15 protein-coding genes are annotated in these 14,946 nt (G+C 34.1%); 4 read left to right on the top strand and 11 right to left on the bottom strand.

Features of this window, described 5'->3' with window-relative positions:
* Positions 1-585, top strand: coding sequence for a thiamine phosphate synthase (locus tag RCG20_RS02710; protein WP_308182695.1), 585 nt, complete (start codon positions 1-3; stop codon positions 583-585).
* Between the two features lie 288 nt (positions 586-873).
* On the opposite strand, the gene RCG20_RS02715 is transcribed toward RCG20_RS02710, so the two are convergent.
* Positions 874-1,749: a radical SAM/SPASM domain-containing protein gene (locus RCG20_RS02715; protein ID WP_308182696.1), complete on the bottom strand. Its 876-nt coding sequence runs from the start codon at positions 1,747-1,749 to the stop codon at positions 874-876.
* 317 nt (positions 1,750-2,066) lie between these two features.
* Positions 2,067-2,939, bottom strand: a complete 873-nt coding sequence (locus RCG20_RS02720) for an SDR family oxidoreductase (RefSeq protein ID WP_308182697.1) — start codon at positions 2,937-2,939, stop codon at positions 2,067-2,069.
* Positions 2,940-3,138: 199 nt separating this feature from the next.
* Between RCG20_RS02720 and RCG20_RS02725 the strand changes: the two genes are divergently transcribed.
* The gene (locus RCG20_RS02725) at positions 3,139-3,576 is read left to right on the top strand and encodes an Rrf2 family transcriptional regulator (protein ID WP_308182698.1); all 438 of its coding nucleotides are present in this window, start codon (positions 3,139-3,141) and stop codon (positions 3,574-3,576) included.
* A gap of 467 nt (positions 3,577-4,043) precedes the next feature.
* On the opposite strand, the gene RCG20_RS02730 is transcribed toward RCG20_RS02725, so the two are convergent.
* Positions 4,044-4,634, bottom strand: a complete 591-nt coding sequence (locus RCG20_RS02730; RefSeq protein ID WP_308182699.1) for a histidine phosphatase family protein — start codon at positions 4,632-4,634, stop codon at positions 4,044-4,046.
* 343 nt (positions 4,635-4,977) lie between these two features.
* On the opposite strand from RCG20_RS02730, the gene RCG20_RS02735 reads away from it, so the two are divergent.
* Positions 4,978-5,193, top strand: a complete 216-nt coding sequence (locus RCG20_RS02735; protein ID WP_308182700.1) for a hypothetical protein — start codon at positions 4,978-4,980, stop codon at positions 5,191-5,193.
* A gap of 118 nt (positions 5,194-5,311) precedes the next feature.
* On the opposite strand, the gene RCG20_RS02740 is transcribed toward RCG20_RS02735, so the two are convergent.
* The 8 genes from RCG20_RS02740 to RCG20_RS02775 all read right to left on the bottom strand — a co-directional run bounded on the left by RCG20_RS02740 (position 5,312) and on the right by RCG20_RS02775 (position 12,776).
* On the bottom strand, positions 5,312-5,542 hold the full coding sequence (locus tag RCG20_RS02740; RefSeq protein ID WP_308182701.1) for a hypothetical protein: 231 nt from the start codon (positions 5,540-5,542) through the stop codon (positions 5,312-5,314).
* 1,133 nt (positions 5,543-6,675) lie between these two features.
* A complete protein-coding gene (locus tag RCG20_RS02745; RefSeq protein WP_308182702.1) occupies positions 6,676-7,131 on the bottom strand; it encodes a hypothetical protein in 456 nt (151 codons plus the stop codon).
* 754 nt (positions 7,132-7,885) lie between these two features.
* Complete coding sequence (locus tag RCG20_RS02750; protein ID WP_308182703.1) at positions 7,886-8,536, bottom strand: FusB/FusC family EF-G-binding protein; 651 nt, start codon at positions 8,534-8,536, stop codon at positions 7,886-7,888.
* A 103-nt stretch (positions 8,537-8,639) separates the two neighbouring features.
* Complete coding sequence (locus RCG20_RS02755) at positions 8,640-8,906, bottom strand: CD3324 family protein (protein WP_308182704.1); 267 nt, start codon at positions 8,904-8,906, stop codon at positions 8,640-8,642.
* 491 nt (positions 8,907-9,397) lie between these two features.
* Positions 9,398-9,682, bottom strand: coding sequence for a hypothetical protein (locus RCG20_RS02760; protein ID WP_308182705.1), 285 nt, complete (start codon positions 9,680-9,682; stop codon positions 9,398-9,400).
* A 173-nt stretch (positions 9,683-9,855) separates the two neighbouring features.
* Positions 9,856-10,233, bottom strand: coding sequence for a Clp protease ClpB (locus RCG20_RS02765; RefSeq protein ID WP_308182706.1), 378 nt, complete (start codon positions 10,231-10,233; stop codon positions 9,856-9,858).
* 295 nt (positions 10,234-10,528) lie between these two features.
* Positions 10,529-11,074 carry an AAA family ATPase gene (locus tag RCG20_RS02770; protein ID WP_308182707.1) on the bottom strand — a complete coding sequence of 182 codons (546 nt, stop codon included), beginning with the start codon at positions 11,072-11,074 and terminating at the stop codon, positions 10,529-10,531.
* A gap of 427 nt (positions 11,075-11,501) precedes the next feature.
* Positions 11,502-12,776 (bottom strand): methyl-accepting chemotaxis protein, encoded by a 1,275-nt coding sequence (locus RCG20_RS02775; RefSeq protein WP_308182708.1) that lies wholly within the window; start codon positions 12,774-12,776, stop codon positions 11,502-11,504.
* Between the two features lie 329 nt (positions 12,777-13,105).
* On the opposite strand from RCG20_RS02775, the gene RCG20_RS02780 reads away from it, so the two are divergent.
* Positions 13,106-14,664, top strand: a protein-coding gene (locus RCG20_RS02780) for an IS3 family transposase (protein WP_308182080.1) whose coding sequence is annotated in 2 segments (ribosomal slippage) — positions 13,106-13,748 and positions 13,748-14,664 — 1,560 coding nt in all. Because the reading frame shifts where the segments join, the coding sequence is not laid out codon by codon here.
* Positions 14,665-14,946: the final 282 nt, after the last annotated feature.

A 14,946-nucleotide genomic window follows, 5' to 3' on the forward strand; every position in this document is an offset into this window, starting at 1 on the left:
ATGCTTATTTGTGTAACAAACCGAAAGCTTTGTAAAGATGATTTTTTGCATAGAATCTATCAATTAGCCAAGGGAAAGCCCCATGCCATCATGCTTAGAGAAAAAGACTTAAGTCAGGCTGAATATGAAGAATTGGCGATAAAAGTTAAAGAAATCTGTGAAGTAAATCAAGTTCCACTAATTATTAATCAAAACATTTTAGTAGCGGCAAAACTAAAACTGCCAAACATTCATTTATCAATGGCTCTTTTAAGAAAATATAAACATGAATTACTTCCATTCATTCAAATAGGCGCTTCTGTCCATTCGTCCCTTGAGGCTAAAGAAGCTCAAGAATTAGGGGCTTCCTACTTAATAGCTGGGCATATATTTTCGACAGATTGTAAAAAAGGGATTCCCCCAAGAGGTCTCCCCTTTCTGAAAGAAATATGCTATTCTGTTACGATTCCGGTGTTTGCAATTGGTGGAATAACAAAGAACAAAGTAATGGAAGTAGCAAATACAGGGGCAAAGGGTATATGCATTATGTCTGAGGGTATGACTTGCCTAAATCCGGTTGAACTTACAAATCACTTTTGGATCTAAACGAATCATGCATTTTTTATTAGAAATTCAAATTGAAGAAAATAATAAATTCGAAAAGAAAATTCGCCGATTGGCAATCATTAAAAACCGAAGATAGAGGCGTAGTTGCCATTATGCTAATAGGAAATTATAAACTTTCCTATTAGTAAATAACAAGGTTGAGGGCTATTAACCCCTCAACCCTTTTTCAGAATTAATAGTGAGACGCACTCTACGAGGGTTGTATATTGATCGTAGATAATGCTCAGATGTAGCAGTGTTTACTGTAATATAGTAGTACAGTAAGTTTTAAACCCCAAATTTCTTTCTATATCCGCACTTCCTGCACATTTCTTCAACAGCCTCTCTTCTGGAAAAACCATCATAGAGATTATTTGCTCTCTCTCCATCTACAATTTCAGAGAATGGAGTGGTATTGATGTTACCTAAATTAATCACACCTTCTCCATCAAGACAACAAGGAACCACTGTTCCATCGACAAGTATTGCTGCTTGACTCCGAAGCGCATGGCAAAATCCTTTCCCATCATCTTCTGGTGCCTGTAAACTAGGCCATTGGAATTCATGGTCCTGATTAATATAGATTCGATCCGCAATTTTTACCCCACTGCCAGGTTCCACTTTTTCTTCAATTTTGTAATCTAAGTTAAACTCCTTCTCAAGGGCTTCTAAAGTTTCTTGGTTTCTACTTTTTTTTGCATTCAGTTCATTATCTTGTTCTAGATTCCATAAGCGTAGTGATATGATCACATTATGTTCAGCCGCTTCACGGATAAACGAAATAATATTGGATAAGTATTCATCCCGATTGGTAGATCCTTCATGTCCATCAAAACTATGTAGTGAGAAGTTCATTTGGCGAAGTGCCGGTTTCCCCAATAGTTTATCCCTATTTTTTTTAATAAGTGTACCATTTGTCGTTATATTCACCTTAAATCCCTTGGCATGGCTGGCATCTAGCAATTCACCTATTTTAGGATGGAGAAGAGGCTCTCCTTTCACATGAAGATAAATATAATTCGTATGCGGTTTAATTTGATCTAATCTAGAATTAAATTCATCTAAAGTAATAAAGTTGGCCTTTCGGATCGTTGGAGGACAAAAGCTACAAGCAAGGTTGCACACACTTGTAATTTCGACATAAACTTTTTTGAATGTTTTCAAGTCTTGTTCACCATTCCAGTTCTTATTTATAAAATTAATTATACTAATTTTATCAGAATCTGTCTTTAAATCGGATGTAAATTACAATGCAAGTGAACGTGATGTAGCTAAATAACTGTTTGAGTTTTAAAAAAAGGACAATTTGTTTAAGGGCTCAATCATTTGCCTTAGACTCGGGAATCAAGGAAATTCTAATCACGAGTCTTTTTAAAAAACACTGAATAACCAAGCCTTCAAATCCCTCTATTTCCCGATTCTATATTAAAAAAACCGACTTCTGCTACATTCAGAAAGGTCGGTTGGTAATCATGTTAATTTTATTTTATTTGAGAGATAGCATTAACAATTTGAGTTAGTGCTTCGCTGATTGGAGTAACTGAACGACCGAGAATTTTCTCAAAATCATTGCTTTCAACTTCTAATGAACCGTTTCGAATACTCTCTTGAATTCCTACTACAATCGGAACCACAAAATCAGGTAAACCTAAGCCTTTCATGATTTCAGCATATTTCTCATCATTGACTTGTTGAACAGGTATTTCTTTACCAACTACAACACCAAGTGCAGATACTAATTCGTCTTGAGTTAAGAGAGGACCAGAAAATTCATACACTGTATTTTCGTGACCGCTTCCCACTAGAACTGCTGCAGCTGCTTCTGCATAATCTTGTTGAATTGCCCAGCCTACTTTACCTGTTCCAGCTGATGTTACCCACGTTGCACCTGCCAAGACTCCTTGAATGCTACCAATTTCGTTTTCCAAATACCAATTGTTACGCAAGAAAGAATAAGGGATTCCAGTTTTAATGATGGCTGCTTCTGTCGCAACATGAGGTGGAGCCATTAAATTTGTGCTTTCTGTTGCATTTGCTAAGCTTGTATAAACAATAAATTTAACTCCTGCACGTTCAGCAGCAGTGACAGCATTTGTATGTTGACGAATTCTTAACTCGTTATCACCGTCAGCAGAAATAATTAATAAACGATCAATCCCTGCAAAAGCAGTATCTAATGTTTCGGGATGATCAAAATCTCCTTGGCGAACTTCTACTCCCCGAGAACGAAGTCCTTCAGCTTTTTCTGGATTGCGAACACTAACCGCCAATTGGCTTGCAGGTACAGTTTTCAATAATATTTCTACAACCTTCGAACCTAATTTCCCAGTGGCTCCAGTAACTAATACTTTCATTATATATTCCTCCAATTAACTTTTAATTGTAACTAACTTGATTACATGTATTCATTATAATTACATGTAATTTTTTTGTCAACAGATAAAAACCATTTATATATTGTGTTCGTAATTTGTTATAATGCACTTGTAATCATTTTAATTACACAATAATATGGATAAATAAAAGCGATAAATTATAGGGATGGTGACTGGTATGTCCATCAGCAGCCGATTTGCTGTCGGAATTCACATATTAGCTTTAATTGAATTAAATAAAGATGGAACAAGCTCTTCCGAATTTTTAGCTTCAAGTGTAAACACAAATCCAGCCGTGATAAGAAAACTTATGGGTATGCTTAAAAAAGCAGGTTTAGTAGAGGTGCATCCTGGCATTGCAGGAGCAAAACTTGCAAAGGAACTATCTGATATTACACTGATTGATGTTTATAAAGCAGTTAATGTTGTACAGGATAAAGAGTTGTTTAGCGTACATGACAATCCAAATCCAGAATGTCCAGTCGGTAGGAACATCCAGAATACAATAGAACCATTATTTACAGCTGCTCAATTAGCCATGGAGGAGGTTTTGGGGAGCGTAACCTTAAAGGATGTTGTGAAAGGTATTGCCAATCAAGAGAATATAAAATGTTGATAAAAGACATTCCAAATGAATGTCTTTTATTGTTGTTATCCTGTCTTTTATTTAGGCTCTTTTCATAAACTTTGTTGCTATTTTCAAGCTTAGTAAAAATCGGTATTAGGATTTTTACAGTTTATCGCTCAATAATGATGAAAAGAATACTCTTTGGATTTAGAAAAAGAGCACGAACCCATATTTAATACGGGAATTAACCTATATACGAAATACAACAATCTATGCGAAAACAGCCTTTATTTTAGTAAAAAGATGCCTTGCTCCTGTTAAAATAATGCCCACGTTTGCCATCCATACAGAACAAAATCAGTACTGCATCATTGAGAATGAAAATGGTTAGGAAGTCTCAATACTGTTATTGACTTTAATCCAGTTAACCCTAATCAATAGGCTTATGAATTTAATGCTCTCTTTTTTTTTAACGATTGAGCAGGGTCTTTTTAGGTATTGTCATTTTTCTAATCTTAAAGAAACTTATTTTCATGGTAGTTTAATAAGGTATATGTAGTGCAACTCCAATGTTTCGCACCTGTTTTTCTTTCACCTTTCCAGCCCTTTCTCTTCAATTCCTTAGCAATTAACATATTAAAAAAACCATGCCCAACTAAAACTACCGTATTATACTCATTGGCGTAATCAATTAATTGCTCTGATGCTTTTATCGCCCTATATTTCGCAAGACTTAAAGACTCGCATTTATTTGAATAACCACTAAACCATAGTAATCTTAAAATCACAGTCCAAATAGTCGGATTAAATTTTATACCAAATAATCCTGTTGAATGAATAGGTAACTCAGTTTCTCGAAACAAAGCATCAGAGATTACTTTTGTTTTTGGATTTAATAAATTTGCTGAATCAACAGACCTTTTTAAATCACTAGTAATAACTAGGTTAGTAGTCGCCATTTTTCTAAGTGTCTTTTGGGGATATGTAGACTCTTCAAACACTCCATAATGGTCATATTTTTCAACCCAGTTTTTAAATTCCATACCCGTTATTTTATCGTTTTCGATGAGTTTCGATTTCCCATGTCTAATTAATGAAATTTCCATAATAATTCTCCTTAAAAACAGGATAAATTTGATTGATTATTGTTATTTATATAAAAACACCAGAATTCCTTCCTTCACTAACATGCCTAATTAGCTCAATAAGAAATTCAAGAATGAGGTGCCGTAATCCTTTTTGATAATCACCCTAGTTCGTTAAATGATATTTTTACGTCTAACTTGTAAATTAATAAAATAAAGTTCACAAAAACGTCACTTATGTAAATTTTTTTGAGCCTATATAATTACATTTATTCTCGTGAAGAAAGGAAGTTTTTATTTGCCTAGTACTAAAAAATAAGGCATTATATTTGGGCTATTTATGTGTGTTGGAATGGTTCTTATTATGTCAGTTTATAACACAATTTTACATGGATTAGCATCGTTTTCAGTGGGGAGTGCACTGATTCAATTTGTTGTAATATTGATTGTCACTTTTTTAGTAGAATCATTAGTTGCACCGATAGTTCGTAAGATTGCATTATCAATACCATTTAAGAAAACGAAAGAAAGCAACTTTATTGTTAATGGGTTCAGTTTTGAAGTACAAAACTTAAAATAACGGTTTATTTTGCAATATAAATCGCGTGCCTTTTAACAATAAATTCACAAGCAAAAAAGCAACGGATCTTTTGCTTTTAGTAATTTTATGTCAGTGTAAGGACTTACTATTGGGTAAATTAACTTAAATACTGAAGTAGATCTTGAAGAGGAATCTTAATATAGTTTGACAGACCGCCATCTTCTTCTTGAACATACAATCTAACGTCTAAACCTTCTATACGGTCTACAATTGTATAAGAACCTTTATATTTAATTTCTGTACCATAAAGACTAAGCTTTATATCCTCCAACTCTTGGTGTCTACTTAATATTTCTTCGACTAAAGCTACTTTTGATTTTTCCGTCATAAATTATTCTCCTTCTTTTACCCAACAGTAGTGGTCTTTATTTCAACTTTCTTAATTCAAGTTTAACACCTCTTTTTCGGGTCAGGTGAAAAATTAGTAATTTAAATAACAAGGTAATTAACAATCATTTTAGCAACTTAAATAACTTGAATCTGTTAAGCAACAGACAAGTTCTATTTACTGTACGATTTACGATGTTATTTTGAATGCAAAACCGTTATAAGTGTTGATATATCAACAAAGCCTTAACAACCAATTCCTATGCGAAATTGGTTGCTAATTGTGGTGTAATTTGTCTGTTTGTACTTCAAAACCGAACCCGTTACTTTATTGTGGCACTTTCTTTTTGTATGGTCCCACTAATAGTTCTTATAATGTCTGTATACGGTCTTATTTTAATGGCGTTAATGACGGGAATTACAGGGTCAATCTTTGGAGCATACATAAAAATAGTTTGTCTTAACTTTATCGTGGCTCTTCCTTCACAGTTGTTAATTGTTGGACCAATATCACGCTGGTTTTTGGCTAAATTCATTAAACCTTCGACTCTAACATCTTAACGAGTAATAAACAAGCAAGCTACATTTTGGTAGCTTGCTTAAAAATGCCTTACCCTGCTATTAAAGCTCAGGTGTCATGAATAGCCCTAAAAAATTACTTTCTGTTCTTAAACAAATCTGTCCGTTAGTAGAAAAAAAGCTACCAATGGCAGCAGGATCTTGAATTAACGCTCTTGATTCTCACTTAAATCTTTAAGCAGTTTTTTTATATCTTTAAGTTCAGATTTTAAAGCCTTAACTGCCTTAGAATTATCAATGCCATTACTTATGACATATTGAAGGGCAAAAAACAGAGCTGCTACACCACAAATCCATAAAAAATATAAAGGATGATATCCATACTTGTGTCACTCCTAAATAGTTCAATACCTTAACATTACTATAATTAGGTTTGTTCTTGCTAAAACTATCCTGGCTGTTTAGTTGAATTAAAAAAAGGTTGCCTCAACAGCTTGTCTTCTTGCACCCAAGCACCGTTTGTTTACAAAAAACTACAATAAAATGTGCATTCATCCTTTGATAATTATTCTATTCCATATCCTATTTCCCTTTTTCCTCCACTTTTTCGACTGATTATTGCACGTCTATAACAAATGCGTAGGACGCACTCCCCTTGCCCTTTGGCCAAGTTGCTAAAATTTCAACTACATATTTTCTGGGTTCATCCGGTATGTGTATCCTGTCCTCTTTTACTTGAAGTTGTTCTCCCTGTTTGTCACCTTCCCACAAGTAAGCATTTATATTTGGATGGGAACCGTCACTAAATTTAATGTTTGCAACTGAACCTGGCGTTACCTTTATTACTTTCAAATCTTTAACCATTTGAGACGGCGGACCTGAATCGGCAACTATTCTTTTATTGGTGAATAAGCTTTGTTGTTCCCATTCATATGTACCCATTACTACTTCAACCTTTTTGCCATTAATTTTCACAAGAGTTTCAGGTGGCTTTTGCCTCTCTTCAACTGTACAACCTGCTAATGCTAGAAAAAACAATAAAATAATTAAGAGGTAATTTATTCTTTTCATCGTCCTCAACATCCCCCTTTTTCTAAATATTATCACATTCCATTATTTACCTGTAATCTCTCTTGTGTATTCTTGTTGAACTATCCTGACTGACCGTTCATGAATAAGAAAAAGGCTTTTCTCCTAAGAATGAGATGCTTTTTGTGTTTTAAGAGCATTTTGTCAAGGATTAAAATGAATCCGTGTTGATTCCTACATGAGCAACCATTCCATCTACTTATTTAGGTGCAAAGTTTGAGTAAATAAGAAATGACATATTCCTAATATGAAACCCTAATCAAACATTTTGCTAATTTTTATAATTTGTATCTATTAAATATTTATGTTGATATTCGAATAAAACGAACTGTTGTTCTAAAGTGAATATATAAATAAGGGGAAAAATAAGTGATTCCGAGTGGCGTTAACAGACATTATTGTTTAACAGAGCCATTTTTAAAGTAGTAATAACAGCAATCATTACTCGAGTAATCCAAGAAACCAACGAAAATAAAATAAGCGGAGTTTTTTCGGTTAAATGCAGAATGGAGCTCGTTTCGGGGTGTATAAGCGGAGTTTTTCCGGTTACGCAATGCAAAGTCCCCCATTTTCGCAGTTTTTGAGTCAATAGGCGGAAACTCTCTGTCTATTTATTCTATTTTTAATCCAATTTACTAATTAACGGGAATTTTTCCGTCTATTATGAATTCGGACAGGTATCAAAGATCAACATTTACCTTTAACAGTGCCTTTAATTTAAAAAAGCAATCCGTATTTACAGATTGCTTTTGCCTTTTAAAACCGCAATAAAATCCTCTAACTTCTCTAGCGATATCAAGTTCTCATTGCATTTCTGGCTATCAATGCAAATATAGTTTCCTCTTCGAACGAAAGTCCCCTGTGCAATGCCTTTTGTTTCTGACATAAATAGGCCCACTTCCGCATGTCTGTTACATAGAGTACAAAATCCTTTTTTACTTGCAGGGGTGAAGGTTCCATGTAGCCCAATGATATCATTTTTATAAGGTGTGATGATGAACTTTTTATTGGTACCCTTATCATTCCAGCCGAGATAGGTCAATTCTTTGAGATCTATCCCATCCAAAGATGGTAACCTCAACTTCTTGGCTTTCGGAAAAAGTTTTTTAACTGTCTGCTCTGTTACTTGTTTAAAAGGTATGACATACGGCTTTAATTTCCCCAAATATTTTTCCGCCTTCTCGCTATCCACCACCTCGATGATTGGTTCCACTAACTGTTTTTGTTCAGCGTTAATATCGGAAAACAGATTGGACACTTTATCGCTTGCCAAAGATTTTAGAGCAGTGAGGACATTCCGGTCATTTACGCTAGAGTGTCCATTTATGAGAATTTGCGTTTGTAATTTAATGAACTGGAACTGGTCAGTTCTAATAAATGGCTCCATTTTTATTCCTCCTATCCATTCCCTAAACTTTAAACGGTAAGAGCCAATTTTAATAGGTAGAAAATAATTCTATCTAATCTATACACAAAAAGCACTGAGAATATCAGTGCTTTGAATACACAATTTTTTTAATCGTTTCAATGGAGAGAAAGTATTTATCTGCCAATTCTGTAATAGTCCTTCCCTGCTCATACGCACTTTTAATGGAGGCATTCCGGTTGTCTATTAATCTCCTACCGCCAGACTTGGTTCCCCATTTTTTACGGGTGGGTTCGGAATTTGGGATATAAATTGTCTCTCCCTGGACATATTTTTGAATTTCTAATATTAGTTTTTCTGGTAAAACTGCACTTGCTTTCACATATTTCATTTTAGCCAGCCCCTTATTTATTTTTTATAAAATAAGGTGCAAAGCCAATTATCAGAAAGGGCGATTTAATGTAGGTTAGGCCCCATGCAAAGTATCGCCGTACCAATAACAGGCTTTGCATGAGTTGCTGAAGAATTAGGCAAAAGAAAATGAATTGCCATTTGTTTGCCTCCTTTATATACCATAGATTTTCTCAATCATTATAAAATAAAACTACTGTCTTTGCATCTAAATTTCATCATCAGTAGTTAATTACGATATACCAATTGAATCTGGCGGGCATGAGTTCGCTCTTCCAGCCTTCAATGTAAACATACAATATGACCGGAAAATTAATAAGTGAATAGCATTAAGCTAAAAAGAGAAGTTATCTAAATATAAAGCCTGTATCTTAGATTACCAAGTAATCATTGATACAGGCTTTTTGTAAAAACATATTCCTTGTTCACTAATGCCTTGTTAGCCATCCATGCAGCACAAAGGCAATCAAGCTATATAGTGGTTGTTCTTTCTTTCTTAAAGATACCTACTAATAACATTATAAGTCCTATGATGAAAATTATTGGAAATAAGTACCACATAATCAATGCTGCCCAACCATTCCCTACAATAATTGCATATGTTAAACCAATTGAAAAAGATAAGAACGGTGCGATTGCTATCATAGTAGCAATGCCCCAAATAATATATTTTCTTTTTTTCGACTTTCCTTTACATAACTTGTACGCCACTGCTGAACCTATTATTGCAATCGCTAATGCTATGATAATTGCCATTTCATACCATCCTTTCCCTTCTTCTACAAAACTGAAAGATTGCTTAATTAAGAAAATGGTATTCACTCATTGTTGAACCTGAACCATTAGCACAAAAAAGAAAAGGATTGCTGTCACAACCTCGTTCTTGAACACTTGCTACCCAGTAATTTAAGAAAAGTATCATTTTTTTGTTAGTTCTTTGTTCCAATACCTATATCATTTTGATACTGTAACCATTTATCGATTTCTGTCTTTAAAAAACGTTCTTGGTTACCAATTTTTAAGTAAGGTAGAAACATATACGTATCATAAGAATCACCAATTAAGGCTTTTTGTTTATTATCTTCTTTCATAATACTTTCAATTGTTTCTTCACTAACTTGAAGATAATCAGAGAGTTGTTTTTTTGTCATAATATTTGTGATGTACGTAGAAGGATTCTGCATCGAAGAATTTTTGGTAACGGTGCCAATATGGCTTGTTAAAATTGCCCCCTTTAAGATTAAGGCACCTATGATAAGAGATATTCCAATAATCAAGGCACTTATCGGATAGAAAATAAATTTCATTGAACACTCTCCCTAAATCGTTTATACATGTTTCCTATTTCCATATTATTCAATAAAATACAGCTAATTCCTTCCTTCATTTGATTTACTTGAAAAATAAATAAAAAAAAGCGTTCCTTCGCTATTGAAGAATTGCACCCGTTACAATAAGAAAGCATTCATTTTAAGGTTTATTATTTGGTTTGGACCAATAATTCAGACTCACCCGTTCAAGAAGGAAATAGCCATTCTTCCTATTTATTCAAATAGGGAAATTGCCAAACCAGAGATACAAGTAAATCCCTTGCCTTTCTTTTTACTTAGAGTGTAGATTTAATCGGTTTAAAATTTCAGTGTAGAGTTCTTCAACAGGTCTAGAGCTTTCGAGCTTTAAAACCGGACTTTTTGATATTTCCATTTGATAGGATTGTTCCGCATAAGTACCCGCCATGCTCTTATCTTCTTCTGACAGATAAGTTTTACACCATTCTATAAAGTCATTCGTATATTCGCCATTTTCATCAAGCCACATTTGATTAAGTTTGTTCCGTTCAATTTCTCTGTTTCTTAATCGTTCCATGCGAATTTCTTCTTTAACTGAAAGAAAAATTAAAAGGTCACGATTGCTAAATCCATTAGGACACCAATAAAAAATGGAACCAGAGGCTATATAACTACTGTTAGATTTCATGTCATTTTGATACAGTTCTATTCGTTTTTCAATCGGATTGTTTTCTGTAAAGGAATCATCTTTCCAAAGATAACTATCTGTATCAATCCACTTGATATTTTCTTTCTCACTGATGAATTTTGCTAAAGTGCTTTTTCCTGTACCAGAGCCCCCGATAATTTGGATTTTCACTAAGATGTCTCCCCCTAATTTAGGCAATTTTAACCTTACTTTTTAAACTGTAATTTATTTATTGTTCCAAAACAAATTACTTCTTCAACTCCCTCAGCTTGTTACAAATATCTCTCGAATGCTCACTTATTCGCAGGATTTCATAACCCTTGTAATTGGATTCACGGGTAATTGAAATGAGTTCAGATCATTTTGGCTAATCTGTCCGTTCAATTATCCACCTTAACTTGACTGAACCGTTATTTGAATAAGAAAAAAAGCGACCTTCGTTATTGAAGAATCGCCACCATTTAGCAGAAAAAGGTCAAGAATCAGTAGGAAATCAAGTTCTCTATTTAGCTTCTTCATACAGTTACTAGTCCTATTTCCATCAGGTCATGAACCATATTCGACTCTCTGAAGTAGAGCTATCAATATATAAGTAATACTATAATTTAAATTTTTCAACAGTATTTCTTAAGGTTTCTGCCATTGATGATAAAGAGTTAGCAGATAAGGTTATTTCTCGCATAGATGCTGATTGCTCCTCAGTAGCAGAAAAAACAGTTAAGGATTGGTTAGCAATTTCTTCAGAAGATGAAGAAATAAGATGAGTAGAGGAAGAAACTTGTTCTACACCTGAAACTAATTGTTTAATAGAAGAGCCAACCTCGTTAATTTTGCAAGCTACATCATGAATAGATGTTTCAATCTTGGAAAAGGAGTTTCCAGCAAAGTTGACAACCTCGATTCCCGTTGCCACTTCTTTTGTTCCATGTTCCATTTCTTGAATGAGGGCATTAATTTTTTCTCGGATATCTTGGATATAATCTGTAATTCTTTTGGCTGATTGAGAAGATTCTTCTGCTAATTTTCGCACTTCATCTGCAACAACAGCAAATCCTTTTCCATGCTCACCAGCCCGAGCGGCTTCTATTGCAGCATTTAAAGCCAACAAATTGGTTTGCCCAGCAATTTCTGTAATTACTTCTACAATTTTACCTATATGTTGAGTTTGTTCCCCCAAACCCTGAATGGTTCTTGCTACTTGTTCTACGGTCGTTTGAATGGAATTCATTTGTTCAATGGTTTGCTTGATTGCACTTCTTCCTTCTACAGAAATAGCAGCAGTACTTTTTGCGGAGTTCTCCATCTCTTGTGAACTCTTTACAATTTGTTGAACTCCTTCAGTCATTTGGCCAACAATTCCAATGGTTTCTTGAAGTCCCTTAGATTGACTATTTGCATTATCCGAAACTGTTTGATAGGACGAAGCGATATGGTCAATTGTTAAACTTGTTTGTTCTGCACTTGCATAGAGCTCCTCTGAAAGTGCCGCAATTTGTTCAGATGTTAGGCTTGTCTCCCCAATGATTTCCCTTAAACTCTGTTTCATTTGGTTATATGACCTAGCCAAATCACTGATTTCATCTTTTTGTTTCATTTTAATCTCGGTACCCGTCAAATCTCCAGATGCTACTTGCTGCACAGCTTGGGAAAGTACCTTTAGTGATTTATTAATTTGATGTGATGTAACAATAGCAATAATAATCCCTAAAATAACAATCAATGCTGTAAAAATATTAATGGTTCCCAATGCTGATTTAAATAGATTTTCATCTGCTTGTTTCAACTGATTCAAGACTAGAGAATTATTGATTATCACAAGAATAAGGATCAAAAAAAAGCTACCTAATAATTTTTTTCTAATTGTTAATTTCAATGTAATTTCCAACTTTCTCGTATATTAATTATTATCTATCTAAATATAAAATTGGAAGAGTAGCATTTTTAAAAAAAGGCTATTAAAGGTAAATATTGATATTTGGTACCTATCCGAATTCTTAATAGACGGAAAAATTCCTATTAATTATTAAATTGGATTAAAAATAGCTTAATTAGACGGAGAGTTTCCGCCTATTGACTCAAAAACCGCGAAAATGGGGGACTTTGCATTGCGTAACCGGAAAACCTCCGCTTAAACTGATATGCTCCCCTTTAGGTAGACAGATTAAAAAATAAAAATCTGTTTACTCAAGGGGAGTATTTATTTTGTCTAAAAGGTCTTATCCTGTAGAAGAAAAATTGAAGATATTAAGGGCGTGTGAGGAAGATAATTATTCAATTTATAAAATTGCATCTATCTATAAAGTGAACAAATCCACCATTATGGAATGGAAACACAAATTCGATAAAGATGGGATTGATGGCCTAAAAGAATCAACCAGTAAGAAAATGTACTCAAAGGAACTTAAGCTTTCAGCTATTAGAGATTATCAGTCTGGGGAATACTCTCTTCGAGAGATTAGCAGAAAATATGGACTCACTGATAAATCTACACTTAGTAATTGGATCAAGAAGTATAATAGTCATAGAGAAATAAAGGAAACGTCAAAAGAAAGGACGAGCTCTATGACTAAAGGGAGAAAAACTACTTGGGATGAACGGATTCAAATTGTGATTAATTGTTTGGGGAACGGTAAAGATTATCAAAAAACAGCTGAATTACATAATGTTTCTTACCAACAAGTGTATCAATGGGTTAAGAAGTATGAAAATGGTGGAGATGAAGCGCTTAAAGATAATCGTGGAAGGACAAAAGAAGAAGCAGAATTAACTCCAGAAGAGAAAATCAAGATTCAGTTTAAAAAGTTGGAAAGAGAAAATGAACGGTTACGTGCGGAGAATATGTTCTTAAAAAAGTTAGAGGAGATCGAAAGGAGGCGAAAGTAAGTCAAATCCGATTTGAGGATAAGTACATCGCTATTCAGGAGCTTCACGAGAAAGAGAATTTAAGCATTAGTTTACTTTGTGAAATTGCGGGAATTGCACGTTCTGCATACTATAAGTGGCTTAATCGTACTCCTTCTTCCCGAGAAATACTAAATAAAGAAATCATTAAGGAGATGAAAATTCTCCATGAAAAGGTTGATAGTACCTTCGGCTATCGTCAAATGACCCTTCATATGAATAGAAAGTTTGAAGAGAAACTTAATCATAAAAGAATATATCGACTAATGAAAGTAGCTGGCTTACGCTCTGTCATTCGGATCAAGAAAAAACAATATAAAAGCACTACACCTCAACAAGTGGCAGAAAACATATTAAATCGGGAATTTACCGCGGAAAAACCAAATGAGAAATGGGTTACAGATGTAACAGAATTTAAGTATGGCCAATCAAAGAAGGCTTATTTAAGTGCAATTCGTGATCTTTATGATGGATCAATTGTAAGTTATGTTTTAGGACATTCCAATAATAATCAACTTGTATTCAAGACGCTTGACCAAGCTACAGTACTATTAGATGGGGAACATCCACTTATCCATAGTGATCGTGGGTTCCAGTACACTTCAAAAGGATTTAAGCGTAAGATAGACGCGGTAAAGATGACACAAAGTATGTCACGAGTTGGTCGGTGTATTGATAATGGACCAATGGAATCTTTTTGGGGAACACTGAAATGTGAGAAGTATTATTTACATCAATATCAGACATTTGAGGAACTTTCTCTTGCGATAGATGAATACATCCATTTTTATAATTATGATAGATACCAAAAACGATTAAACGGCCTTAGCCCTATGGAATATAGAGCTAAAGCCGCTTAAATCTTTTTTATTATTTCCACTGTCTACTTGACAGGGGGCAGTTCAAACACCCTGAAACGAGCTCCATTCTGCATTTAACCGAAAAATCTCCGCTTATTTAAAAAAGGATCTTATGTCCTGTTCCCTAATCATAATGAAAAACAACAATGAGGTTTAACAGAGCATAAAAAAAAAAAACAATCAATTGATTGTTCTATAGTACAACATTCTACCATCTCTTTCTTCTGTTTGTATCAAAAATTTCTTACAATTTTATATAATTTTAAAAATATTACAATTGCA

The sequence above is a fragment of the Neobacillus sp. PS3-40 genome (assembly GCF_030915485.1).
Taxonomy (GTDB): Bacteria; Bacillota; Bacilli; order Bacillales; family Cytobacillaceae; genus JAUZPL01.